This window comes from Pseudonocardia hispaniensis (assembly GCF_042658695.1).
GTDB lineage: Bacteria > Actinomycetota > Actinomycetes > Mycobacteriales > Pseudonocardiaceae > Pseudonocardia > Pseudonocardia hispaniensis.
The window spans coordinates 184,773-209,926 of sequence record NZ_JBHSQW010000044.1; the positions used below are offsets into that span (position 1 = coordinate 184,773).

Below are 25,154 nucleotides of genomic sequence, written 5' to 3' on the forward strand. Positions count from 1 at the left end.
ATCTCAATAAGCCCCATTTCCGCGAACAAGGGTTCCCACGGTCTTCCAGAGGATGAGCAGGTCCATTGCCAGCGTCCAGTTCTCGACATAGCGAAGGTCGAGCCGGACCGCCTCCTCCCAGGACAGATCGCTGCGGCCGCTGACCTGCCACAGCCCGGTGAGGCCCGGTTTGACCAAGAGCTTGCGCTCGGCGGCGCGGGAATAGGTGGCCACCTCGTGGGGTAGCGGTGGCCGCGGCCCGACCAGTGACATGCTGCCGGTGAGCACATTGACCAGTTGCGGGAGCTCGTCCAGTGAGTATTTTCGCAGGACCGCCCCGACCCGGGTCACCCGCGGATCGTTCTTGAGCTTGAACAACGGGCCCGCACCCTCGTTGGTCGCCATCAGCTCGGCCTGGCGTGCCTCGGCGTCGACGACCATCGACCGGAACTTGAGCATCCGGAACGTCTTTCCGTGCCGGCCCACCCGGGTCTGGCGGAACAGCACCGGGCCACCGTCGAGTTTCACGACGGCGGCGATGGCGACCAGCACCGGGGCGACCAGCACCAGCAGCACGGCCGCGCCCACCCAGTCGATCGCGTTCTTGACCACCCGCGGTACCCCGGTGAAGACCGGCTCGGTCAGCCGGAGCAGGGGTAGCCCGTCCACCGGCGCCACATGCAACCGCGGGCCCGCGATCTCCATCAACCCGGGATCGACGACGAGGTCGGCGCCGACGCCTTCGATGTCCCACGCGAGCTGATGCAGCCGGCGACCGGACCAGCCCGGCGCGTCGCCGATGGCCACCACCCGGTGCTCGCCGCGGCGCACGATCTCGCTGACCGAGTCGAGGTCGCCCAGCACCGGGACGTCGAGCACCACGGGGGCACCGTCGGGACCGGTGCCGGTCGGCGTGCACACACCGGCCACGACCCAGCCGTTGTGCGAGTCGCGCCGGGTGCGCCGGATCAGGTTGCTGACCGACTCGATCGTGCCGACCGCCAGGGCGTAATGGGTGAACCGGCCGTCGGCGCGGTGCCGATGCAGCCAGCGGCGCAGCAGGTACCGGCCGATCACCGTCAGGACTCCGGCGAGCGGGATGAGCCCGAACACCCAGGGCCGCACGGAGGAGATCTCCAGGGCCAGCCCACCCAGGCCGACCACGACCGCGCTGGCGGTCAGGGCGTGGAGCACCCGGCTGAACTCGTCGGAGCCCTGGCCCAGCACCCGGGGATCCCACGCTCCGGTCACCCGCAGCGCGGCCACCGTGACCAGCCCGCTGACGACGCCGAGGCCCGGCGAGGTCGACCCACCGAAGTAGGGCACGTAGTTCCCCAGCCGCAACAGGTGCCCGACGAGCACCGCGATGGCGATGGCCAGCAGATCGTTGGCAACGACGAGGCGGGCGTACCGGATCTCCCAGCGCGGGCGGGTGACCGATGCCCCCGGCAGCCGCCCGAACTCCCACGTGGACCGGGACGCAGTCGCGGCCGGCCCCGGCGCGGACCGCGTATGCGCACCCGGCTCCGACCCGTCGGTCAACTCGACGTCTGAAGCCATGTCGCCCCTCATGCCTACGCGCGCTGCGCCGGTACCGAACCGCCCGGCGAGCGGACCCCCCGGATACCGCAGCTCGCGGGCCGCAACCAGGGGCGTCGCGAGAGGGCTCGCGGCCACGGCGGCGGGCGTTACACCGCCACCCTCGACCACCCCCGGACAGTCGTACCTGGACCGACGGCTGTAACGCGGTGGCAGAGCACGGCGAGTCCAGCCGTACCTGACCCGATCCCACCTGGCCGGAGGAGGTGATGACGCGGCGTGGAGGACGTGGTTCGGCTGTCCGTCGTCGGGCAGCTCGTCCGCCGGCGATGGCGGCTGCTCGCCGCGCTCGCCGGCCTTGGTGCGCTCGTGGGACTCGGGCTTTCGCTGCTGTTCTCGCCGGGTTACGAGGCGGCGAGCAGGGTCCTGCTGCAGGGGTCGCGGGACAAGCAGCAGGTGCTCAGCGAGGCTCAGGTCGCCATGAGCCTGGTCGTCCTGGACCGGACCGCGGCGGGGCTCGGCTGGGGGGACAGCGCCGCCGACCTGCAGCGTTCGGTCAGCGCCGCGGTGGTGGACGGCAACGTGATCGAGATCAGCGGGACGGCCAGGAACGCCGATCGGGCGCAGCAGCTCGTCGGCCGGGTGACCCAGGAGTACGTGACGTTCTCGACGCAGATCTCCGACAACGCCGCGGCCGCCGCGGCCGCCACGCTGCTGCAGCGGCGGGTCGCGGCCCAGCGCAAGGTCGACGAGACCACCGCACGGATCAACGAGCTCCAGGGTTCACCGGCGCTGGGGGCGGCCTCGGCGGAGGGTGCCACGGCCCGCGCCGAACTCGATCGGCTGCGCACCACCCTGGCCGAGGCTGCCGCCGACCTCGACGAGATCAAGAAGGGCGGCCAGCAGTCCGGCACGGCCAGGTCCGGCCCGTCCGGGATCACCGTGATCGGGCCCGCCGTCGTGCGCGGCGCGGCATCGCCGACGATGCCGCAGTTCATGCTCGGCGGCGCGCTCGTGTTCGGACTGGTCGGCCTGCTGGGCCTGCTCGTCGCGGTGCGGACGGACCGGCGGCTACGCGACGAGGAGGCGATCGCCACCGCGCTCGGTGCACCGGTCCTGACCACCGTGGACATCGCCGTGCCGCCCGGTGACCGGGCGCAGGACAGACCGGACGACGGGCGCCGCCTCAGCTGGAATCGGTTGCGCGACCTGTTGCGCGACGAGGTGGCGTGGACCGGAGCGCCGGGCGACGGAGCGGGAACCGATGCCCGGCTGCGCCGGTTGCTGGCCCGGCTGCGCGGGTCGGCGGACGCCGCGGCCGCGCTGCTCGTCCTCGTCCCCGACGACGATCCCGCCGCCCAGCACGCCGCGAGACGGTTGGTCGCGGTCGCCGACGGAACTCCGGTCCGTGTCGAGCGGGTCCTCGACATCGCCGGCCAGCCCACCCTCGCGGACTGCGCACCGGCCGATGCCGTCGTGGTGCTGGCGAGCGGTACGCGCACCGCGTGGGAGCTGGTGGCACTCGCCGGGGCCTGCCTCGACCTGGGTTGCCCCCTGGTCGGCGCGATCGTGGTGCGGCCGTGCCCTGCGGAGTCCGACGAGCGGGAGCCCCCCACGCGCTCCGGCACCTCGACGATGGCGGGGTCGGCATGACGACGACCACGACGACGGCCACCTCGACCCCGGAACCGCTGCTGGACCTGCAGCGTCTGGTGGCGGGGATTCGCTGGCGACGCAGGCTGTGGGCCGGCTGCGCGGTGGCCGGGCTGCTGCTCGGCGTCCTGTTCACCGTGGCGCTGCCGTCCCGGGTGACCGCTCAGGCCCGCGTCTATGTCGTCCACGAGAGCGAGGAGGTGGGCGATCCGAGCGTCCTCATGGACACCGACGTCGCGGTGTTCGAGACGAGCCGGATCGCGGCCGCGGCCATGCAGCGGTTGGGCACCACCGAGCCCATCCAGGACTTCCGGGACAGCTATTCCGGAGCTGCGGTGGCCCCGAACGTTCTCGGGATCACCGTCCGCGCGGCCGACAAGGCACAGGCACTCGCGAAGGCCTCGGCGCTGGCGGACTCGTTCATCGCCGACCACGTGCAGCGCATCGAGGACCGGGCCAAGGCGCAGGTCGCGGCGCTGACCGAGCAGGCTGCGCGCGCCGAGCGGGAGCTCGCCGAGCTCGACGCGGGGATCGCCGCGGCGGACCGGGCCGGCGACGCCGGGCAGGTCGCCGCGCTGGGGGCGCGCCGCGGGGCGATGTCGGGGCAGATCGAGGACGTCACCCAGCGCGCGGCCCTGGCCGGCATCGGCTCGCCGCAGGTTGCCGCCGGCACCCAGATCCTGGACGCCCCGCACGTGACGAGTCGGTCGCTGCCGGTCTCGGCGGGTCTGGCCGGCATCGTCGGTCTCGTGCTCGGGCTCGGTGTGGGGCTCGCCCTGGCCGCGGTCGCGACCGTCGTGCGGGACCGTCCGGTGTTGCGCCGCGACATCGCCGACCACCTCGGGGCCTCGGTCCTGGTGCAGCTGTCCGCCCCCACCCGTCGGCGGCTCTGGCGACGCAGGAGCCGCGCCGAGGTCGAGCGCGGACGGGTCGCGGCGACCCTCGCCCGGCTGGTCCGCGACTCGCCGGCGGGCGTGTCGCTGCTCGAGCTCGGCTGTCCGCAGGTCGCCGTACCGCTCGCGATCGACGTCGCCACGCTGCTCGTGCTCGAGCAGCCCGTGCTGGTCGTCGACGACCTGCCCGGCCGCCCCGTCGTCGAGTACGCGGCGACGTCGGAGAATCCGGTCGCGGTCCGGGACGGTGCCGACTACCCGGCGGATCGGCCGGAGCGGGGGACATCGGGCCGGTTCGTCCTCGGCGTCGGCACCGTCGGTTTCGGCGCGACATGGACGGACCTGCCGCGGCTGGGCCGCGAGACCCTGCTGGTGGTACGCGCCGGATACGCGGCCACCGAATGGCTGCACACCGTCGCCCGCCAGCTCGCGGACGCCGAGATCGTGATCATCGGCGTGGTGCTCGTGCACCCGGATCCGCGTGACCGGTCCGACGGCACCCTCTGGGACGGCCTGCACATGGCGCTGCGCGGGCGAGCCGCGCCGGGGCCCGGCGGGACGGCGGCGGCCGACCCGTCGCGCACCCAGGGGACAACCGTCGAAGCAAGTCCGCGCGGCGAACCGGCCCCGGCCGTGACCGCCGCCCCCGTCATCGACCTGGAGCTCAGATGAATGTCATCGTCTTCGGCCTCGGCTACGTCGGCTCGGTCACCGCAGCCTGCCTTGCGGCTCGCGGCCATCGCGTCGTCGGGGTCGACCCGGAGAAGATCAAGGTAGCGGCCCTGGGTTCCGGCAGACCGCCGGTGATCGAGCCGGGCCTCGCGGAACTGGTCGCGGAGGCCGTCGAGCGCACAGCGCTGAGTGCCGTGGAATCCGCCCACGACCGGATCGCCCACGCGGACGTCTCGATCGTCTGCGTCGGGACCCCGTCGGCCGCCAACGGCAGCACGGACCTGAACCAGCTGCGGCGGGTGATCGGCGAGATCGGTTCCGCGCTGGCCGGATCGGACCGCCCGCACACGGTGGTGATCCGTTCGACGGTGCCGCCGGGCACCGTCGACGGAACCGTGGTCCCGCTGCTGGAGGAGACGTCGGGGCGCCGGGTCGGCACCGGCCTGGAGGTCGCGATGTGCCCGGAGTTCCTGCGCGAGGGATCCAGCGTGGCCGACTTCTTCCACCCGCCGATGCTGGTGGTCGGGGGCTCGGCGGCGGCCGCGGCGACGGTCCGCGAGCTCTTCGGGTTCCTCGACTGTGCGGTGCATGCGGTCTCGCTGCGGTCTGCGGAGAGCATCAAGTTCGCCGGCAACGCCTTCCACGCGCTCAAGGTCGCGTTCACCAACGAGCTGGCCCGGCTGTACCGGATGCTCGATGTGGACTCCCGGCAGGTGATGGACGTCTTCGTGCAGGACCGGCAGCTCAACGTCTCGCCGGCCTATCTGCGCCCCGGTTTCGCGTTCGGCGGGTCGTGTCTGCCCAAGGACCTGCGCAGCCTGCTCTACCTCGCCCGGATGAACTGTGTGGACCTGCCGGTCCTGGACGCCGTGCTCGCCTCCAACGAGATGCTGGTGCGCGATGTCGCCGAGCGGGTCCTGAACGGGGTGGACGCCCACGGCGGACCGAGCCGCCGGGTGGCGCTGCTCGGGTTGTCGTTCAAACAGCAGACCGACGACCTGCGGGAGAGCCCGAACGTGGCGCTCGCCGAGATCCTCCTCGGCAAGGGCCTCGACGTGCGCATCCATGATCCGATCGTCAACCCCGCGCGGCTGTCCGGGACGAACCTGCGCTATGTGCAGCACCGGCTTCCGCATCTGCACCGGGTGCTCTACGACGATGTCGCCGAGGCGCTGGACGGGGCCGCGGTGGCGGTCGTCGGGTCCACCGGCGCCGACGTGGCGGCCGCCGTGGCCGCGGCCCGGCCGCCCCTGGTGCTCGATCTGGACGGACGGCTCGGTGCCGAGGTGGAGAGCTTGGCCGGCTACCAGGGCGTGGGCTGGTGAGGTTCCTGCGTCGCAGACCTGTCCGGCACGGCCGTCACGTCTGCATCGTCGTGCAGAACCTGCCGGTGCCGTTCGACCGGCGGGTCTGGCTGGAGTGCCAGGCGCTGCGCGGCGCGGGCTATGAGGTCTCGGTCGTCTGCCCACGGGGCCGGGGGGAACCCGCCCGGCAGGAGATCGACGGGGTGCGGCTGCTGCGGTATCGGGCGTTTCCGCCCATCACCCGACAGGTCATGTTCGTCGCCGAGTACGCCTGGTCGATCCTCGCGACCCTGGTACGGCTGGTGCAGGTGTGGCGGGATCGGCCGTTCGGCGTCGTGCAGGTGTGCAACCCGCCGGACGTGCTGTGCCTGGCGGTTCTGCCGTTCCAGGTCCTGTTCGGCGTCCGGCTCGTCTTCGACCAGCACGACCTGTGTCCGGAGCTGTACGAGTCCCGCTTCCCGGACGGGGCGCGGCTGCCGCATCGGGCGCTGCGCGCGGCCGAGTGGCTGACCTATCGGTGCTCGACGCAGGTCATCTCCACGAACGAGTCGTACCGGCGGGTCGCGATCGACCGCGGGGGCAAACGCCCGGACGAGGTGACGGTCGTGCGCAGCGGACCGGACCCGAACCGGATGCGTCGCGGCAGCCCCGACCCGGCGCTGCGCCGCGGGCGCGCGCACCTGCTGGTCTATCTCGGCGTGATGGGCCCGCAGGACGGCGTCGACATCACGCTGCGGGCGATGCGCCACATCGTCCATGTCCGCCAGCGGTCCGATGTGGCGCTGACCCTCATCGGGGACGGCGACGACGCGCCGCGGCTGCGGGCCCTCGCGACCGAGCTGGGGTTGGACGGCTGGGTCGAGTTCACCGGCCGCGCCCCCGACGAGCTGGTGGCCCGGCTGCTGTCCACCGCGGACATCGGCCTGTCGCCCGATCCGAAGAACCCGCTCAACGATGTGTCCACGATGAACAAGACGATGGAGTACCTGGCGTTCGAGCTGCCGGTCGTCGCGTTCGACCTGGTCGAGACGCGGGTCTCGGCAGCGGATGCGGCGGTCTACGCCGAGCCGAACCGGATCGACGACTACGCGGAGGCGATCCTGGCGTTGCTGGACGACGAGGTGCGCCGCAAGCAGATGGGCGCCCGCGGCCGGCACCGCGTCGAGACGGTGCTGGCCTGGGACACCCAGGTCCCCGCGTACGTGGGCGTCTACGACCGCCTGACGGGCCGGGGCTGAGGGGACCGGCGGCGATGTGCGGGATCGCAGGCACCTATCACTGGCTCGACGGCGGCGCGCTGACCGACCGGCTCACCGCGGCGCTCGCCCACCGCGGCCCGGACGCGAGCGGCCGCTACACCCATCGCGCGGGCGACAGTGAAGTCCATCTTGGACACCGACGGCTGTCGATCATCGATCTGTCCGAGACCGGGGCCCAGCCGATGGTCGCCGACGGTCTCGCGCTGACCTACAACGGCGAGCTCTACAACGCCCCGCAGCTGCGCGCCGAGCTGGTGGCCGCGGGGGTGCGGTTCCGAGGGTCGTCGGACACGGAGGTGCTGCTTCAGGCGTGGCGGCGCTGGGGCCCGGGATGTCTGCCGCGGCTGCGCGGGATGTTCGCCTTCGCGCTGTTCGACGAGCGCACCGGCGAGCTGGTGCTGGCGCGCGACCAGTTGGGCATCAAACCGCTGTTCGTCGCCCGCCGGGGCCGGGGGCTGGCCTTCGCATCCGAGCTCAAGGCGCTCGCGGACGGGCTCGGGACGACACTGGACATCGACGACGCGGCGCTGGTCGCCTCGCTGCTCTACTACTGGGTGCCCGAGGGTCGCTGCGTCTACCGCGGCGTGGAGAAGCTGCCGCCGGGGACATGGTTGTCCCTGCGGCCCGACGGGCGGGTCGAGCGGCGCCGCTACTGGTCGATCCGTGAGGTCGCGGAGCGGGCGGCGGCGCAGGGCCTCGGGGACACCGACCTGCACGCCGTCGTCGCCGAGTCGACGCGGCGGCATCTGCTCGCCGACGTCCCGGTCGGGATGTTCCTGTCCGGTGGGCTGGACTCCAGCTATCTCACCGCGCTCGCGGCGCGGCACCGGCCGGGTCTGCCCGCTTACACCATCGGGTTCCGGCCCCAGGACGCCCGGTTCGAGGCGATGCCCGACGACCTGCGCTACGCCCGCCGGGTCGCCCGCCGCTACGGCGTCGACCTGCGTGAGATCGAGATCGCGCCGGACGTCGGCGACCTGCTCGAACGGCTCACCTACCACCTCGATGAGCCGATCGGCGACCCCGCCGCGATCAACACGTTCCTCATCTGCTCGGCGGCCCGCGCCGCCGGGGTCACGGTGCTGCTGTCGGGGATGGGCGCCGACGAGCTGTTCGCCGGCTACCGCAAACACCGGGCCAACCTGCTCGCGCGGCGCTACCAGGCGCTTCCGCGGCCGGTGCGCCGCGGGCTGCGGGCGGGGGTGGACCGGCTACCGGTGGCGACGGCCCGGCGCGGCTACCGCTCGGTGCGTTTCGCCAAGCGGTTCCTGTCCTTCGCCGACCTGCCGGAGCAGGTGGCCTTCCGGCGCAGCTACACGATGTACGACCGGACGGAGCTGCTGGATCTGGTCAACCCCGACCTGGCCGGGGCGGTCGAGGACGTGCTCGCCGAGCACGCCGCGGTCTACGCCGACACCGCGCTCGACGACGTCGTCAACCGCATGTGCCTGGCCGACGCGCGGATGTTCCTGCCCGGCCTCAACCTCGCCTACACCGACCGCGCGAGCATGGCGGCCTCGACCGAGGTCCGGGTGCCGTTCGTCGACGTCGACGTGGTCGAGGCGGCGTTCCGCATCCCGGGCAACCGCAAGATCAGCGGACGGCAGGGCAAGGTCGCGCTCAAGCAGGCCGCCCTCGCCGTCCTGCCCCACGAGATCGTCTACCGGCCGAAGGGCCTGTTCAGCGCGCCGCTGCGGGCCTGGATGAGCCGCGACCTGGCGCCGCTGGTACATGCGGTGGCCAACGAAGGGGTGCTGGTGTCGTCCGGTTTCCTGCGCCGCGACGCGGTCGCGCGGCTCATCGACGAGGACGCGTCGGGCCGCGAGGACCGGTCCAAGCACCTCTGGCATCTCCTGACTCTCGAGTACTGGTACCGCGGCGCGACGGCCCGCGGTGTCCTGGCGGCATAGGTGGGCGAACGGTGAGACAGGTCGTACAGAACTATCGGACCGGCGAGCTGGCGCTGCTGGAGGTCCCGGCGCCGCGGTGCAAACCGGGGGGTGTGCTCGTCCGGACCCGGTACTCGTTGATCTCCACGGGTACCGAGATGATGAAGGTCTCCGAGGCCGAGATGGGGCTGCTGGCCAAGGCGCGGGCCCGGCCGGACCAGGTCGCGAAGGTGATGCAGAGCGTCGCCACGACCGGGGTGGTGGCCACCTATCGCAAGGCGATGAGCAAGCTCGACTCGTACACCCCGTTGGGCTACTCGCTGTGCGGGGTGGTGGAGCAGGTCGGCGAGGGGGTCGACGATGTGGCGGTGGGCGATCTCGTCGCCTGCGCCGGCAACGAGCACGCCCTGCACAGCGAGCTGAACTGGGTCCCCACCAACCTCTACGCGCGGGTCCCGGAGGGTGGGACCGCAGCGCACGCGGCGTTCGGCACGGTCGGTGCGATCGCGCTGCAGGGGGTCCGTCGCGGCGAGCCCCAGCTCGGTGACGTTGCGCTGGTCATCGGTCTCGGCCTGATCGGGCAGCTCGTCGTGCAGCTGCTGGCGGCCGCGGGCGTCCGGGTCGTCGGGGCCGACCCCGATCCGCAGCGCTGCGCGCTCGCCGAGCGGCTGGGCGCGCTGACCTGCGGGCATCCCGGCTCCGGTGTGGTCGACACCGCCGTCGCCGAGCTCACCGGTGGTCACGGCGTCGACCAGGTCTACCTGGCTGCGGGCGGGAGCAGCAACGAGCCGGTCGAGCTGGCCGCGCGGCTGGCCCGCGACCGCGGCCGCGTCGTGGACATCGGCAAATGCCGCCTCGACCTGCCGTGGAACGCCTACTACGGCAAGGAGCTCGACCTGCGGTTCTCGCGGTCCTACGGCCCGGGGCGCTACGACCCGGACTACGAGCTCGCGGGGCGCGACTACCCGTACGGCTACGTGCGCTGGACCGAGCGCCGCAACCTCGCCTGCGTGCTGGACCTGATCGCCCGCGGGCGGCTCGACATCGAGCCGTTGATCTCACATGTGGCGGACTTCGCGGACGCGGTGCAGACCTACCGGCAGCTCGGTTCGGGCGAACTGAAAGCGGTCGCGGTGCTCTTCCGGTATCCGGATCCGGGGCCCCGCCCGGCCCCGGCGCCCGGTGCGGACGGCAACGGCCAGGCCGCGTGGCAGCCGGATCGCCGGACCCGCCCCGCGACGCCCCGGGCGCCGGTGCCGGGCCGGGTGGGGCTCGGCTTCGTCGGGGCCGGCGCCTACGCCTCGTCGATGCTGCTGCCGCATCTGACGGAGCGAACCGACGTGGCGCTGCGCCACGTGGTCACGACCTCGGCGTTGTCGGCGGCCAACGCCCAGCGCTCCTTCGGCTTCACCACCGCCTCGACGGATCTCGACGCCATGCTGTCCGACCCCGCGATCCACGCCGTGTTCGTGGTGACCCGGCACAGCTCCCACGCCGAGCTGACCAGCCGGGCCCTGCGCGCGGGAAAGGCGGTGTTCGTGGAGAAGCCGCTCGCCCTCGACGAGGCGCAGCTGCGCCAGATCCTCGACGCCGTCGCCGAGTCGGGCAACGATCGCCTCCAGGTCGGGTTCAACCGCCGGTTCGCGCCGCTGCTGCGGCAGGCGCGGGAACGTCTCGGCAGGCGGATCGGGCCCGCCTCGGTGCGGTACCTGGTGAACGCGGGACAGCTGGATCCGGGGAGCTGGTACCGGCGCCGGGACAGCGAGGGCTCCCGGTTCGCCGGCGAAGGGGGGCATTTCATCGACACGATCAGCTGGCTGCTCGGGAGCGACCCGACCGAGGTCTTCGCCTGGGCCACCCGCGACCAGGGCGACCTGCAGGTCCTGTTGCGCTACCCGGACGGCTCCACCGCCACCCTCACGTACGCGACGTCGGGTGCCCCCACGTTCCCCAAGGAGACGATCGAGCTGCTGGGTGATGGAAAGGTGTTGCGGTTCAACGACTTCCTGAGCGCCACCGTCTACGGCAGGCGTCGCCGGCCGAGCCCGCGGCTACCCCGTGGACGGGACAAGGGCCAGCGCGCCCAGCTCGACGCCTTCCTGACCGCGGTCGGCTCCGGCGGACCGATGCCGATCGGGCTCGACTCGCTCGTCGCGACCACCCGCGCGACGTTGGCCGTGCACACCAGTCTGAGCACCGGCGGGCCGGTGCGGCTGGAGCCCGCGACGGCGGACGGGGCCGGTCCATGACCGATCTCGGCTGGTACCTGCGGCGGCTGTCGCGGATGGGGCCCCGCGAGATCGTGGGCCGGGTCGAGACGGCGGTCCGGGTCCAGCGGTGGCGCCGGATGCCGCCGACGCGGGGCGGCTCACCCGGGCCGGTGCCCCGCCGGTTCGCGGCTGTGCTGGCGCCCTCGGTCCTGGCCGCCGTTCCCGAGGCGGCCCGCGCGCGCCTGCTCGGCACGGCCGACCGGCTCATGGACGGGGACGCCGAGCTGCTCGGCCACCGGCGCGCCGACCTGGTCAGTCCGGACTGGTCGTTCGACCCGCGCACCGGACGGCGGGCCCCGGCGGACGCCTACGCGTTCGACATCTCCTACCGTGACGAGCAGGTGGTGGGCGACATCAAGCAGATCTGGGAGCTGTCCCGCCACCAGTACCTGACGGTGCTGGCCGCCGCGTTCGCGCTGACCGGTGACGAGCGCTACGCGACACGGGTGGCCGATCACCTCAAATCGTGGTGGGCGGCGCATCCGCCGATGCGGGGTGTGGCCTGGATCAGCGGGATCGAGCTGGGTATCCGGCTGCTGTCGTGGGTGTGGGTGCGCAGGCTGCTGGACGGCTGGCGCGGGGCGCCCGGCCTGTTCGAGGACAACCCCGAGGCGCTGGAGCAGATCTGGTTCCACCAGCGCTGGCTCGCGGCGTTTCCCAGCCGCGGCTCGTCGGCCAACAACCACATCATCGCCGAGTCGGCGGGGCTGCTCGCGGCGGCCTGTGCGTTCGGCTGGTTTCCCGAGTCGGCGAGCTGGCGGGTCGCGGCGGCGCGCTCGCTGGTGGACCACTTGGGCCGCAACACCTTCGGGTCCGGGCTCAATCGCGAACTGGCGACCGAGTACCACGGTCTGGTGTTGGAGCTGGGTCTCGCGGCGTTCGCCGAGGCCGACGCCGCGGGGATGCCGATGCCGGAGCGAGGGTGGACCGTCCTGGCTCGGATGACCGACGCGCTGGCGGCCGTCCTGGATGTGCGGGGCAGGCCGCCGCGCCAGGGCGACGGCGACGACGGGTACGGGCTGGTCCTGGACGGCGCGGGTACCGACCGGTGGGCCTCGCTGCTGGCCACCGGGGCGGCGGTGTTCGGCCGGGCGGACTGGTGGCCCGAGTCGCCCGTCGCGGATGTCCGCACCCCGCTGCTGATGGGCCTGCTGCGGCCACGCCCGCCGCGTACCGACCGGCCCGCGCGCCGCCCGTCTCATTTCGCCGACGCCGGGATGACCATCCTGCGGGTGCCGCGCAGCGACGGCGACGGCGAGATCTGGTGTCGCTGCGACGGCGGGCCGCACGGTTTCGGGTCGATCGCGGCCCACGCGCACGCCGACGCGCTGTCGGTGGAGGTCCGCCAGGACGGCGTCGACGTGCTCGCCGATCCCGGCTGCTACTGCTATCACGGCCAGCCGCAGTGGCGGGCCTTTTTCCGTTCCACGTTGGGGCACAACACGATCGAACTCGACGGTGCCGACCAGTCCCGGTCCGGCGGACCGTTCCTGTGGACCCGCCACGCCCGCAGCCGGGTGCTCGCGGTCGATCTCGACGAGAGCGGGGTGTCCCGCTGGGGCGCCGAGCACGAGGGCTACCGCCGGCCCGGTCGCCGGGTCGTGCACCGCCGGTGGGTCGAGCTCGACGCCGCCACCCGAACCCTGCGCGTGTCCGACGAGCTCCACACCCGGCGACGGCATCGCTGCCGGCTGGTCTATCACCTCGGGCCGCGGGTGGCGGCGGAGCTCGACGGGGCGCGGGCACGGTTGTCGTGGACGCACCGAGGGGTTGACCACGCCGCCGTCCTCGACCTGCCCCCGGAGCTGGTGTGGAGCAGGCATCGCGGCGAGCTGGACCCACCACTGGGCTGGTACTCGGCGGGGTTCGGGCGTAAGGAGCCCGCGGTGACGCTGGTCGGCAGCGGCCGGGTGGGGCCGCACGGCCCGGTGCTGCGGACCCTGCTGCGCCTCGGCCCCGACGCCCCGGTCGGTCGGTCACGGTGAGCCAGCTGACGCCGGGGCGCGGGCTCGCGCTCGTACCGGCGCTGATGCTGGCCCTCGGACTGGCCGCCTGCTCGACGCCGCCCCCGGCGCCGCAGCCGCCGCCCAGGGCCGCGGTCTGCGACCGGATGCCGCCCGGCCCCGCGTCGCCGCCGCAGGGCGCGATCGTCGTGGATCCGGGGATCGAGGGCGATCTGGTGGCCAAGACCAGGGCCAACCCGCCGGGGACGACGTTCTGGCTCGCCCCGGGGACCCACCTGCTGGGCGGCGACCAGTTCAGCCAGGTCGCGCCCAAGGACCGCGACGTGTATCTCGGCGCACCGGGCGCGATCATCGACGGCCGCGGACTCAACCGTTACGCCTTCGTCGGCGAGGCCCGCGACGTGACGATCCGGTTCCTGACGGTCCGCGGCTTCGTGCCGCCGCAGGACCAGGGGGTGGTCAACCATGACTCCGGCGACGGCTGGGTGATCGAGCACAACACCGTCTCCGACAACCGGGGCGCCGGGCTGATGGCGGGCGCCCACCAGCAGGTCCGGGGAAACTGCCTGCGCGACAACGGTCAGTATGGGCTCAACGCCTTCCAGCCCGGGAACGGGATCGTCGGACTCGTCGTCGAGGGAAACGAGATCACCGGGAACAACACCGAGGACTGGGAGACCCGCAACCCGGGCTGCGGGTGCACCGGGGGTGCGAAGTTCTGGTCGGTCAACGGCGCGGACATCCGGTCGAACTGGATCCACGACAACCGCGGGCCGGGGCTGTGGGCCGACACCAACAACAACGACTTCCTGATCGAGGACAACCTCATCGAGAACAACGACGGACCCGCCGTCTTCTACGAAACCAGCTACAACCTCATCCTGCGCAACAACCTGCTGCGCCGCAACACGCTGGTCGAGGGCCGGGAGGTGGCGCGAAGTGGTGATCATTTCCCGATCGGCACCGTGTACCTGAGCGAGTCCGGCGGCGAGCCGCGGGTGCCCGCCCGCACCGACAAGATCGAGATCACGGGGAACCGGTTCGAGGAGAACTGGTCGGGGATCACCGCATGGGAGAACGCCGACCGCTTCTGCAACAGCCCCGCCAACACGTCCACCGACAGCTGCACGTTGCTGGTGCCGGACACGGCGCGGTGCACCCAGCCCGGGATCGCCACCCAGCCGCTCTACAGCGACTGCCGGTGGCGGACCCAGCGGGTCGAGATCCACGACAACACCTTCGGTTTCGACCCGGCGGTGGCCGGCTGCCTGCCGGGCTTCGGCGGCCGGATGGCCGTCCTGTCCAACTACGGCACCTATCCGGACTGGTCTCCGTACCGGGCCGAGGTCGTCCAGGACGCGATCGTGCACGACCAGCAGATCACGTGGCGGGACAACCGCTACGTCGGGCCGTGGACGTTCGTGCTGGGCAGCGTCGACCACTCGGTCGGTGTCGTCGAATGGCAGGCCGATCCGTATCGGCAGGACCAGGGGAGCACGTTCACCACGGACGAGACGGTGCAGCCGTGTTGACCGGGCCGGACCGGGCGGGGCAGGTCCGCATCGCGAGTGCGCGCCCGCCGCGGCTGCTCGGCGTGATCTGGGCGCTGCTGCTCCTGGACACCTTGGGCTACACCGCGGTCGACCTGATCATCCCGTTCCCGCGCCAGCTCGCCCAGGTGATCACGATGGCCGCGCTGGGGCTCGCGTTCGGCCTGGCCGTGACGCTCAATCCGCGGGGCCTGGTGCGGCCCAATGCCTACCTGCTGCTGGTCAGCCTGCTGACGATCGTCGCGCTGGCCTCCAGCCTGCTGCTGACCGCGGGACTCGGGGCGCTACTGCGGTGCGCGCGGCTGGTCCTGTTCGTCGCGACCCTGTGGCTGACGACGGCGTGGTGGCGCGGCGACCTGTACGTCGCCCGGTTGCATCTGCGCACCGTCTGCGTGGTGCTCCTGACGGTCCTCGCCGGCCTGGTCATCTCACCGGGCTCGGCGTTCTCCGGCCCCAACGGCAGGTTGGTCGGCGCGATCTGGCCGATCCAGCCACCCCAGGTCGGGATGTACGCCGCCACGGCCATCGGACTGGCCGTCCTGCTCCGGCTCACCCGGAACATCGACTGGCGCAGCACCGTCGTCATCACGGTGCCCGCGACCGTCCTGCTGCTGCTGAGCCACACCCGGACCGCGCTGCTGGGACTGCTGGTCGCGTTGGGCGTGGCCGGTCTCACCCTCGCCCTGACCTACGGCAGGGTCCGGCGGGCGATCGGCACGGCCGCCGCGCTCGCCGTGGTGGGCGCCGGGTTGTTCAGCGAGAGCATCATGGTGTGGCTGCAACGTGGCCAGGACGCCGAGGAGCTGGCCAACCTCACCGGACGGCAGAAGGTGTGGGACCTGCTGCTGGGCGCCGACCGCAGCCTGGGCGAGGAGATCATGGGCGTGGGCCTGACCGACAAGTCGTTCGCCGGGCTGCCCATCGACAACACGTGGCTGGCCGTCTACCACGAGCAGGGACTGCTCGGTGTCGGGCTGGTGGCCGCGATCATGGTCGGCCTGCTCGCCATCGCGGCGCTTCGCCCGCCGTCCGCGCAGCGGGCCTGCGCCGTGTTCCTCGTCGGATACTGCATCATCGCCTCCTATACGGAGGTCACCCTCGGCGACGCGTCCCCCTACGTGCTGAACCTCGCCGTGGCGGCCGCGCTGCTGGTTGCCCCGGGACCCGCCGCCGTGGCGCCGGGCGGGCTCTCGCGAAAGGCCCTGGGATGACCGCGCGGCGGCGGCTGCACGTGCTCGTCGTGCACAACCGGTACCGCTCGGCGCAGCCCAGCGGGGAGGACCGGGTGGTCGACCAGGAGGTGGCGCTGCTCGCCGAGGCCGGGCACCGGGTCAGCCGATTCGAGCGGCGCAGCGATGACATCGCGGGCATGTCGCTGCCGCAGAAGGCCGCGGTTCCGCTGCGCGTGCCGTGGAACCCGGCGGTCCGCGCCGAGCTGGCCGCGCTGCTGCGGCGCCAGCGACCGGACGTCGTCCATATTCACAGCACGTTTCCGCTGCTCAGCCCGTCGGTGGTGGCGGCGTGCGGGGACGCGCGGGTGCCCGCCGTGGCCACCCTGCACAACTACCAGATGGTGTGCCCGACCGGCACGCTCTACCGCGCCGGGCGGATCTGCACCGACTGCTGCGCCGGTGCGCTGCCCCTGCCCGCGGTCCGGCACGGCTGTTACCGCGGCTCGCGGCTGGCGACGATCCCGCTGGCGGTGAGCCTGGCGGCCAACCGCCGTCGCTGGTGGACGGGCGTCGAGCGGTTCTTCTGCATCTCCGCCGCGCAGCGCCGGATCCTCGTCGGGGCCGGGGCACCCGCGCACCGGCTGAGGGTCAAGCACAACTTCGTCCCCGACCCAGGCACGCGCCGCCGCGGATCCGGCGACGGGCTGCTCTACCTCGGGCGGCTCGCCGAGGAGAAGGGCGTGCGGTTGTTGATGACGGCCTGGGACCAGGTGCGGGCGCGCGGCGGGCTCGGTCAGCCGCTGCTGCTGGCGGGCGCCGGGCCACTGCACGACGAGCTGGCGTCCTGGGCGAGCGGCCGCGACGACGTGCGCTACCTCGGCCCCCGGACGAGAGCCGAATGCGCCGGGCTCGTCGCGGGTGCCGCGGCGGTGGTGGCGCCGTCGGTATGGCCGGAGGCATTCGGGCTGGTGGTCGGGGAGGCGATGGCGGCGGCGGTGCCGGTCGTGGCCGCCGACCACGGTGCGTTCGTCGAGCTCGTCGAGGACGAGGTGACGGGTCTGCGGCACCGCCCCGGCGATGCGGCTTCGCTCGCCGACTGCCTGGGCCGGATCGTGGCGGACCCCGCCCGCAACGCGGCGCTGGGCGCGGCCGGGCGGCGCCGCTACGAGCGCGACCTCACCCCGCAGATCGGGCTGGACCGCCTGCTCGCCGGGTACACGGCGGCGATCGCCCAGAGCGCGACCGCGCAACCTGCTAGCGGTGGATCTCCCGGCGGTGGCCGACGTCGGTCACGCTGACCGCCGGCACCGGGCTTGGCCACGCGTCGAGCCTGGCGAGCTTGCGACAGCCGGGTGAACGCGAAGGTACGACTCGGCGTTGACGTATGAGCCGGGGTGACGGCAGCCGCGGAGGCCCGCTTACAGACCCAGGCGGATCAGCCCGTTCTCGACGGCGTAGGAGGCGAGGGCGGCACGGTTGGCGAGGCCGGTCTTCAGGAGAAGGTGCTCGACGTGGCGGCCGATCGTGCGCGGGCTGATTCCCAATGAGGTCCCGATCGCACGGTTGGGTAGGCCCCGGGCCACGAGTGTGAGCACGTCCAACTCGCGGTCGGTGAGGCCACACGGCAGTGGCTCGTGCCGAAGCATGAGCAGGGCACGAGGCCCATCGACGTGGTTGTCGCCGCCTAGGCGCACCAGGTGCGCACGCTCCCAGGTGGCGTCGCTATGGCGGGCGCAGTAGCCGCGCGTCGAGGACTGCCGCTGCTGGAGAAAGGCCCGGGTCACCGCGAGCGCGGCGGCGGAGGGCGGCCCGGTCTGTTCCGTGGCGTCCGACGTGGCGGCCGCGGCCCCCGTGCCGTCGACAATATATGCGGCGGCGCCGTCGCCGATCAGGCTGGCGAGCAAGGCCGGGGTGCGGCCGGAATCCACCAGCTGACCCAGGGTAGGAGCCACCAGTTCCAACCCCCGCCGGGCCGCCTGATCCGCGGCGCGAGCCTCGGCGAAGCTCATGGTCATCAGTCCGGTCACGCATCCGCGATCCCCACCGGAGCGAAGCACGAGCGTGACGCCCTCGCGGTAACCCGCGCCGTCAAGGAATTCGCGATAGACGGGCGTCCGGTAGAAGTCAGGCCCGAAGTCGCGCATCCGCATCGGGCGCCGGCATCGTCGGGCGACGTCGTAGCTGAAGCAGGACAGGTATCCCGAATTCAGGAAGGTGAGCAGCGACGGTGCGTAACCCTCGTTGGCCAGTGGCCGGTGCCGACCGGTGAGCGGGTCCCGTACCGCGATCATGGCGGCGTCGAACGAGGCGATCCGCCGCAGCGGGGCGAGGACGCTGCCCGGCTCCTCGGCGCCGCGCACCGCGCCGGCGACGATCGAGCCGACCTCCGCGATCGCTGTGATGTGCGAGGTCTTCATCCACACCTCCTTGTAGTGGACCGAGGCGCAGCGATCGGCCCGAGGCGGTTTCGAGACTCGCATCGGTTGGGGCTGTGGTCAATCGAGTGCCGGGCTGCGACCCGTTTGCCGTGTGTCATTTGACCGATGCCGACGGCCGCGCCGATTGGCTAACTTCCCACACCGCACCACCCGCCGGGGTGGCCTGCTGACAAAGGAGCGGCATGGACTACACGGACTCTGACCTCTGCTATATCACCGCGACCGAGGCGATCGCTGGGTTCAAGGACCGGACCGTCTCCCCGGTCGAACTGATGCAGGCCGTGGTCAAACGCGCGGAGCAGGTCAATGGCCGGTTGAACTGTCTGACCTACGACTACTTCGAGCGCGCACTCGACCAAGCACGCCAGGCCGAGGCGGTGTACGCGCGCGACCCCGGAGCGGCTCGTCCGCTGGAGGGCGTGCCATGTGCGATCAAGGATTGGCATTCGGTCGCCGGTGAGATCACGACGTACGGCTCCAAGGCATTCCGGGACTTCCGGCCGGAGCGCTCCGCGCCGACCGTCGAGCGACTGCTCGATGCCGGTGCGATCATGCACTGCCGGACCACCACGCCCGAACAGGCTCATGCGGGCGTGACCAAGAGCCCGCTGTGGGGAATCACCCGCAACCCTTGGAACCCGGAGTTCAGTCCGGGCGGCTCATCTGGCGGCGCGGGCGCCGCGCTTGCGGCCGGGATGACGACCGTCGCCGACGGCACCGATGGCGGCGGCTCAATCCGGATCCCGGCCTCGGCCAACGGGGTGTTCGGCTACAAGCCCCCCTTCGGGCGCAATCCGACCGACCGGGAACATCCGAGCGAGACGGTGCTCCACTACGGTCCGCTTACTCGCAGCGTCGCTGACGCGGGACTCATGCAGAACGTCATGTCCGGCCAGCACCCCGCGGACATCCACTCGCTGCGGGACACGGTGTCCATCCCGGCGAGCTTCGACGGTATTGCGGGGCGACGCATCGCACTGTCGATGGACCTCGGCTACTTCGAGATCTCCGAGGAGGTCCAGGAAAACACCCGGCGGGCCGCCGCGGTGTTCGAAGGTCTCGGCTGCACGGTCGACGAGGTCGAACTTGGCTGGGACTACAGCGTCCTGGACGCGTGGCTTACCAACTGGGAAAGCCTGTTCTGGGCGCTTGCTGGGGACCAGCTGCCGCGGTGGCGATTCGAGATGGACCCGTTTGTCGTGAAACTCATCGAGCGTGGGTCCGGGCATTCAGTGAAGCGTTTCTACGAGGTCAACCGGGTCCGGTACGAGACGTATCAGAAGATCGGGCGCATCTTCGAGAGCTACGACCTGCTGATCTGCCCCACCCTCGCCGTGCCGTCCGTGCCGGCGGATCACGACAATGAGGACAACATGTTCGAGATCAACGGTAAGCCCGTCTACCCGTATCTCGGCTGGGCGTTGACGTATCCGTTCAACCTGCTCAGCCCGCTTCCGGTCGCGTCGATTCCGACAGGGTTCTCGCCCACGAGCGGTGTGCCCACGGGCCTGCAGATTGTCGGTCACGCCTATGACGACCTGTCCGTGTTCGCCGCGGCGGCTGCCTACGAGGCCGCCAACCCGTGGAGCCAGCATCGGCCCGCGCTGTAGGTCGCGTGCGGGCTTCCCGCGCATTATGGAGCCAGAGTGCGGTCAGGGGTGTCACCTCGACGGCGTTCTGGCTCCATAACGTCGTAGAGGCCGGTCCCTCCCGCGCGGTGTGGAGCCAGGGTGTGCCGCTGGCCGTGCCCGGGTCAGGCGAACCGGCGGAAGACCGGTTTCACCGGCCGCCCGGCCAGCCACGGCGTCGGGTCCCCCGCATCGAGTGCCGCGCGGTAGACCTCGCAGGCCTTCGCGACCACCTCGACCGTGCGGTCGATGTCGTCCTCGGTGAGCGCGCTGCTGACCACGAACGACGGGGCCAGGATCCCCCCGCAGATGAGCTGGCGCATGAACAGCGTGCGATAGGGCTGCGACGGCTGGTGGTTCTCGTCGAGGGTGGCGAACACGAGGTTGCTCGCGCGGCCGCGGACGAGGACATGGTCGCCGACACCCGCATCGGCCGCGACCTGGCGCACCCCCGCGGCCAACCGGTCGCCGAGCCGGTGCAGCCGCTCGGTGATGCCCTCCTCGACGTAGGTCTGCTGCACCGCCATCGCGGCCGCCAGCGCATGCGTCTCGGCCCCGTGCGTGGTGGAGAGCAGGAACACCCGCTCGTCGGCGTGGCGCAGCCCGCCGCGCTCCATCAGCTCGCGCCGGCCGGCCAGCGCCGCCACCGCGAACCCGTTGCCCAGCGCCTTGCCGAACGTCGACAGGTCGGGGACCACCCCGTAAAGACCCTGCGCACCGGCCTCCGACCAGCGGAAACCGGTGATCATTTCGTCGAAGACGAGCAGGCAGCCGTGCCGGTGCGCGAGGTCGCGCAGCCCCTCCAGGTAGCCGGGCGGCGGCTCCTGCGCGGCCGCGGGCTCGAGCACCAGACAGGCGATCCGACCGGCGTGCTGGGTGAGTACCGCCTCGGTGGCGGCGAGGTCGCCGTACGGGAAGCGGACGGTGAGCTCGGCGATCTGCTCGGGGATGCCGGCCGACATCGCGGTCGTCGCGATGAACCAGTCGTCGGTGGAGAAGAACGGCTGGTCGCGACAGATGGCGACCATTGTCCGGCCGGTGACGGCCCGGGCCAGCCGTACGGCGGCCGTCGTCACGTCCGAGCCGTTCTTGGCGAACTTCACCATGTCCGCGGTGGGGACGGTCTCCAGGAAACGCCGGGCCGCCGCGATCTCCACGACGCTCGGGCGGACGAAGTTGGCGCCGCGGTCGAGTTCGCGGCGAACGGCCTCGAGCACCCGGGGATGAGCGTGTCCCAGGCTCACCGAACGCAGGCCCGATCCGTATTCGATGTACTCGTTCCCGTCCACGTCCCAGACATGGCCACCGCGCCCGTGCGAAATGATCGGGGCCAGCGATTCGGGGTACTGGTCGTCACCCTTGGCGTAGGTGTGGGCGCCGCCCGGGACCATCGTGTGCAGCAGCGTGTTCTGCTCGGTCGAGATCGGCAGGGAAAGGTCGGTGCGGGTCATGTCAGCCTTTGTGGGAAATGGGATGGTTTCGGATCTGCCGGGACAGTGCGGCGAACTGTTCCTGGATATGTTGGGTGTGCTCCAGATTCGTCTTGGACAGCACGTCGGTCAGTTTTTCGCGGTGGCCCTCGAGTTCGCGGAACTGATTGACTAGTCGGGCCACCTCGAATGATCTGACGGATTGACAGAAATCCCCCAGGCCCATCCGGGCCATGAGGACGTCGTTCTTCGCGGCATAGCCGATCGAAATCGTCGGCTTCGACATTCGCAGCGCGCACAGGACGTTGTGGTATCGCGTCGCGACCACATAATCGACCGAGCGGAACTGCGTCATCAGATCGGTCAGCGAGAACACCGGCTCGGCGAGGACCCGGGACGGGTCGAGATCCGGTCGGTAGGCCCGCAGGTCGGCGACGATCTCGGCGGCCACCGCGGCGTCGGCCCCGTCGCCGGTGACCAGTCTGATCGAACGGCCGTCGTCGATGAGCCACCGGGCGAAGCGCTTCACCTTCGCCAGGTACTCGGCATGGATCTCGTCGGCTCGGTCACGGTCCGCGTTCGCGCCGCGGTAGTCCATCACCCCGATGCCCACCGCGCCCGTCGTGGGACGGTCCGTGGCGGAGTCGGGCACCGGGAGCGCGAAGGCGAGATCGGGATACACCTCGTCGGCCGACGTGTCGACGCCCATCGTCCGCAGGTTGTCGCGGGACAGGGTGTCGCGGTAGGACCGGTAGTGCGCAAGCCGGGCCGCCGAGGTGACCACGACCCGCAGCGACCGCTGCGTGATGACCGAGGACCCCACGCTGACCAGGGCGATCTTCGTACCGAAGAGCCTGCCGGACGCGCAGAGCAGCAGCAGGGCGTAGGGGAACCCCCACGGCCGCAGCGGGAGCGTCGCCTCGAGGACGCCCATACCCGGCACGATCACGATGTCGAACCGGCGGACCCAGGCCGCGGTGCGGAACGCGTCGAGTCCCTTGCCCACGACCTTCAGGACCGCCGCGGTGATCCCCGTCGCCGCGGGGGCGACGGTGTCGTACCAGTGCAACGCTGTGGCGGGGATGCCCCACCGCGCCGAGAAGCGCTCCGGCCCCGCGCACAGACCGCCGAGGACCGCGTCCGGGTGCTCCTCGCGAAGGTAGCCGAGCACCGCCTCCAGCGAGCCGTCGTTGCCGATGTTCCCCGAGCCCAGCAGGCCGAACAGGCCGATCCGGAGCGGCCGGTCGCGCGGCCCGGCCCGCGTCGTCCGGTGTCCGCCGCGCACCCTCATCGGTCGCCGGCCTCGCCGGCGGACACCAGCGAGCCGACCGGACGGGGCAGCGCCCGGCTCGCCAGCCACGACGCGAGGTCGCGGTAGCACCGCCTGCGATCCGCGCTCGAGAGCGGAGCGCGGCGGATCGCCGCGATGAACCCCCACACGTACTCGGCGAGCAAACGCACCTCCGGGTGCCGCAACCGGTTCGCGCGGCGCGGATCCATGTTGGCACATCGTGCCCGCTTCGTCGGACATGCCCGCTCTGCCCGGTCCGGGTGGTCGCGGCGGAAGTACAGAAGTTCGGGGACCTGGTGGAAGGGACCGAGCAGGGCCAGCTCGGCGACGATGGTCCGGTCGGAGTGGTGGTAGCTGCCGTTGAGCGGAGTCCGGCGGAGGACGTCCGTGCGGATGACGCCGTAGAAGTCGTCGCCGCCGGGGGCGAACAGCAGGCTGCGGAACCGCTCCGGCGGATGCGGGGAGTCGGTGGCCATCGTGTAGTCGAAGACATCGATGATCTCGCCCGCGCTGTCGATGGTCCCCTGCCCCGCGTGGCTGAGGACCACCTCGGGATGTGCATCGAGCGCCTCGACGCAGCGCAGCAGCAGGTCGGGGGCGTACAGGTCGTCGTGCGACGCCCATTTGAACAGCTCGCCCCGGGCCTGGTGGACGAGGAAGTTGTGGTTCGGGCAGGCGCCGATGTTGCGGGACTGGCGGAAGACCCGGATGCGCTCGTCCCGCGCCCGGTACTGCTGGCAGATCTCCATGGTCGCGTCGGTCGAGGCGTTGTCGGAGATGAGCAGCTCGAAGTCGGGGTAGCTCTGCTTCAGCAGGGCATCGAGCGCCTCGGGCAGGTACTGGGCACCGTTGTAGACGGGAAGACCGATGGTGAGTCTGGGGGCGGAGGTCATGGTGCCGGAGTCCCTTCGTTCTCGACGGATGGCGACTGCGCCGACACAGTCGTCGCGGTGCGCTCGGCGATGCCGGCGCGAAGCTGGAACCACCACACCGTGGCGCCGAACGCGGTTCCGAGGGCGACCCCCCAGGCCGAGCCCAGCGCTCCGGCCACCGCGGCGCCGGCCAGCCCGCCGATGACGTAACCGGCCGAGGCGAGCAGCTGGGCCCGCAGGCTGCGCCGAGCGGCGCCCAGCGCCCGTAACCCGGCCGCCGCCCCGGTGAAGAAGCTGGCGTTCATGACCGCCAACGTCGCGGGCAGGATCAGCGCCGACGCCGGCAGCCAGAGCGCGTGAAGGAGGTGCTCGCCGATCTCGTCGGGCAGCAGGAGGAGCAGCCCGAGGCCCCACAACAGCGCGGCGACGGCCTGGGCGCCACCGAGCAGCAGGCAGAACGCCGAGAGCCGGTGTGGCGAGCGCTGCAGCACCCGGGCGGCCTCCGGCACCGCGACCTGGCTCAGCCCCATGAGAACCGTGAGGAACGGGCCGAGCAGCAGTTCGGCGCCGCGTACGGTGCCGACCGCGGCGAGCCCGGCGATCGCGCCCAGCCCGTACATGCGCAGTTGCGCGGCCCCGCTGCTGCTGACGTTCTCGATCATGTAGCGCAGGCCGAGGTCCCGCTGCTCGCGCAGCCAGCCGCGCACCGCGCCGACGCTGGGCAGCAGGCGCAGCTGCAGACAGCCGAACCCGGCCGCGACGGCCGCGGACAGGCCCCACGCCAGCATGAAGCCCACGATGCTCGCGGACTCGGCCACGACGAACATCGCGGGAACGAGGGCCGCGGCCCGGACGAGGTCGTTGGTCATCGCCCGGCGGGGCTGCCCCGCGGCGAAGAACGCGAACCGCCAGCAGTCTTGCAGAGCCACGGCCGGCAGCGCGAGGCCCAGCCCGACGAATGCGGCACCGATGGGGCCGCCGACGACGAGTCCGATCCCGGCGCAGCCAACGCCGGTGACCAGGCCGAGGACCAGGGCCGTCCCGGAGGAACGGGACACCGCCGCGCGCCAGCGCCCGGCCGCCACCGCGCTGAACCGCACGACCAGCGGATCGGTGGCCAGGCCGCGGGACAGGTTCAGGACCACCCCGTACGTCACCCAGGCCAGGCTGAACGCCCCGAACTCGGCCAACCCCAGGGAGCGGGCGACGACGATCCCGACGGCGAAGTTGGTCAGGCTGGACACCGCCTGGTCGGCCATGCCCCAACTGAGCCTTCGTGCTGCGGCCCGCACCGTTTTCGACAGGGCCGGCGCCATCACCGTCATCGCTGGCCCCCATGCCGTGTTTCTGC

General features: G+C 71.9%; 17 protein-coding genes. 11 read left to right on the plus strand and 6 right to left on the minus strand.

Annotated elements, in window-relative coordinates:
- Positions 1 to 3: 3 nt before the first annotated feature.
- Complete coding sequence (locus tag ACFQE5_RS21040) at positions 4 to 1,539, minus strand: sugar transferase (RefSeq protein ID WP_379587492.1); 1,536 nt, start codon at positions 1,537 to 1,539, stop codon at positions 4 to 6.
- Between the two features lie 258 nt (positions 1,540 to 1,797).
- On the opposite strand from ACFQE5_RS21040, the gene ACFQE5_RS21045 reads away from it, so the two are divergent.
- Genes ACFQE5_RS21045 through ACFQE5_RS21090 form a run of 10 tightly spaced genes read left to right on the plus strand, consistent with a single transcriptional unit; the run spans position 1,798 to position 17,442 of the window.
- Positions 1,798 to 3,171 (plus strand): exopolysaccharide biosynthesis protein, encoded by a 1,374-nt coding sequence (locus ACFQE5_RS21045; RefSeq protein ID WP_379587493.1) that lies wholly within the window; start codon positions 1,798 to 1,800, stop codon positions 3,169 to 3,171.
- Positions 3,168 to 4,736 carry a Wzz/FepE/Etk N-terminal domain-containing protein gene (locus tag ACFQE5_RS21050; protein ID WP_379587495.1) on the plus strand — a complete coding sequence of 523 codons (1,569 nt, stop codon included), beginning with the start codon at positions 3,168 to 3,170 and terminating at the stop codon, positions 4,734 to 4,736. The genes ACFQE5_RS21045 and ACFQE5_RS21050 overlap by 4 nt, the downstream gene beginning before the upstream one ends.
- Positions 4,733 to 6,061, plus strand: a complete 1,329-nt coding sequence (locus ACFQE5_RS21055) for a nucleotide sugar dehydrogenase (protein WP_379587496.1) — start codon at positions 4,733 to 4,735, stop codon at positions 6,059 to 6,061. The genes ACFQE5_RS21050 and ACFQE5_RS21055 overlap by 4 nt, the downstream gene beginning before the upstream one ends.
- Positions 6,058 to 7,278: a glycosyltransferase family 4 protein gene (locus ACFQE5_RS21060; protein WP_379587497.1), complete on the plus strand. Its 1,221-nt coding sequence runs from the start codon at positions 6,058 to 6,060 to the stop codon at positions 7,276 to 7,278. The genes ACFQE5_RS21055 and ACFQE5_RS21060 overlap by 4 nt, the downstream gene beginning before the upstream one ends.
- A 14-nt stretch (positions 7,279 to 7,292) precedes the next feature.
- Complete coding sequence (asnB, locus tag ACFQE5_RS21065) at positions 7,293 to 9,209, plus strand: asparagine synthase (glutamine-hydrolyzing) (protein ID WP_379587498.1); 1,917 nt, start codon at positions 7,293 to 7,295, stop codon at positions 9,207 to 9,209.
- Positions 9,210 to 9,220: 11 nt separating this feature from the next.
- Positions 9,221 to 11,437 carry a bi-domain-containing oxidoreductase gene (locus ACFQE5_RS21070; RefSeq protein WP_379587500.1) on the plus strand — a complete coding sequence of 739 codons (2,217 nt, stop codon included), beginning with the start codon at positions 9,221 to 9,223 and terminating at the stop codon, positions 11,435 to 11,437.
- A complete protein-coding gene (locus ACFQE5_RS21075; RefSeq protein ID WP_379587501.1) occupies positions 11,434 to 13,443 on the plus strand; it encodes a heparinase II/III family protein in 2,010 nt (669 codons plus the stop codon). Before ACFQE5_RS21070 ends, ACFQE5_RS21075 begins: the two co-directional genes overlap by 4 nt.
- Positions 13,444 to 13,487: 44 nt before the next feature.
- Positions 13,488 to 14,954: a right-handed parallel beta-helix repeat-containing protein gene (locus ACFQE5_RS21080; RefSeq protein ID WP_379588065.1), complete on the plus strand. Its 1,467-nt coding sequence runs from the start codon at positions 13,488 to 13,490 to the stop codon at positions 14,952 to 14,954.
- Entirely contained in the window at positions 14,948 to 16,183 is a 1,236-nt protein-coding gene (locus ACFQE5_RS21085; protein WP_379587502.1) for an O-antigen ligase domain-containing protein, read from the plus strand. Before ACFQE5_RS21080 ends, ACFQE5_RS21085 begins: the two co-directional genes overlap by 7 nt.
- 14 nt (positions 16,184 to 16,197) lie before the next feature.
- Positions 16,198 to 17,442: a glycosyltransferase gene (locus tag ACFQE5_RS21090; RefSeq protein WP_379588067.1), complete on the plus strand. Its 1,245-nt coding sequence runs from the start codon at positions 16,198 to 16,200 to the stop codon at positions 17,440 to 17,442.
- Positions 17,443 to 17,562: 120 nt separating this feature from the next.
- Here ACFQE5_RS21090 and ACFQE5_RS21095 read toward each other — a convergent pair whose 3' ends face one another.
- Positions 17,563 to 18,561, minus strand: coding sequence for a helix-turn-helix transcriptional regulator (locus ACFQE5_RS21095; RefSeq protein WP_379587503.1), 999 nt, complete (start codon positions 18,559 to 18,561; stop codon positions 17,563 to 17,565).
- Between the two features lie 293 nt (positions 18,562 to 18,854).
- Here ACFQE5_RS21095 and ACFQE5_RS21100 point away from each other — a divergent pair, with 293 nt between their 5' ends.
- A complete protein-coding gene (locus tag ACFQE5_RS21100) occupies positions 18,855 to 20,192 on the plus strand; it encodes an amidase (protein WP_379587504.1) in 1,338 nt (445 codons plus the stop codon).
- 143 nt (positions 20,193 to 20,335) lie between these two features.
- Here the strand turns inward: ACFQE5_RS21100 and ACFQE5_RS21105 are convergent, their stop codons facing one another.
- The 4 genes from ACFQE5_RS21105 to ACFQE5_RS21120 are packed head-to-tail and all read right to left on the minus strand — an operon-like array spanning position 20,336 to position 25,062.
- Positions 20,336 to 21,661: a glutamate-1-semialdehyde 2,1-aminomutase gene (locus ACFQE5_RS21105; protein WP_379587505.1), complete on the minus strand. Its 1,326-nt coding sequence runs from the start codon at positions 21,659 to 21,661 to the stop codon at positions 20,336 to 20,338.
- A 1-nt stretch (position 21,662) separates the two neighbouring features.
- Positions 21,663 to 22,931, minus strand: a complete 1,269-nt coding sequence (locus ACFQE5_RS21110; protein ID WP_379587506.1) for a polysaccharide pyruvyl transferase family protein — start codon at positions 22,929 to 22,931, stop codon at positions 21,663 to 21,665.
- Entirely contained in the window at positions 22,928 to 23,824 is an 897-nt protein-coding gene (locus tag ACFQE5_RS21115) for a glycosyltransferase family 2 protein (RefSeq protein WP_379587508.1), read from the minus strand. The genes ACFQE5_RS21110 and ACFQE5_RS21115 overlap by 4 nt, the downstream gene beginning before the upstream one ends.
- Entirely contained in the window at positions 23,821 to 25,062 is a 1,242-nt protein-coding gene (locus tag ACFQE5_RS21120) for a hypothetical protein (protein WP_379587511.1), read from the minus strand. The genes ACFQE5_RS21115 and ACFQE5_RS21120 overlap by 4 nt, the downstream gene beginning before the upstream one ends.
- Between the last annotated feature and the right edge of the window lie 92 nt (positions 25,063 to 25,154).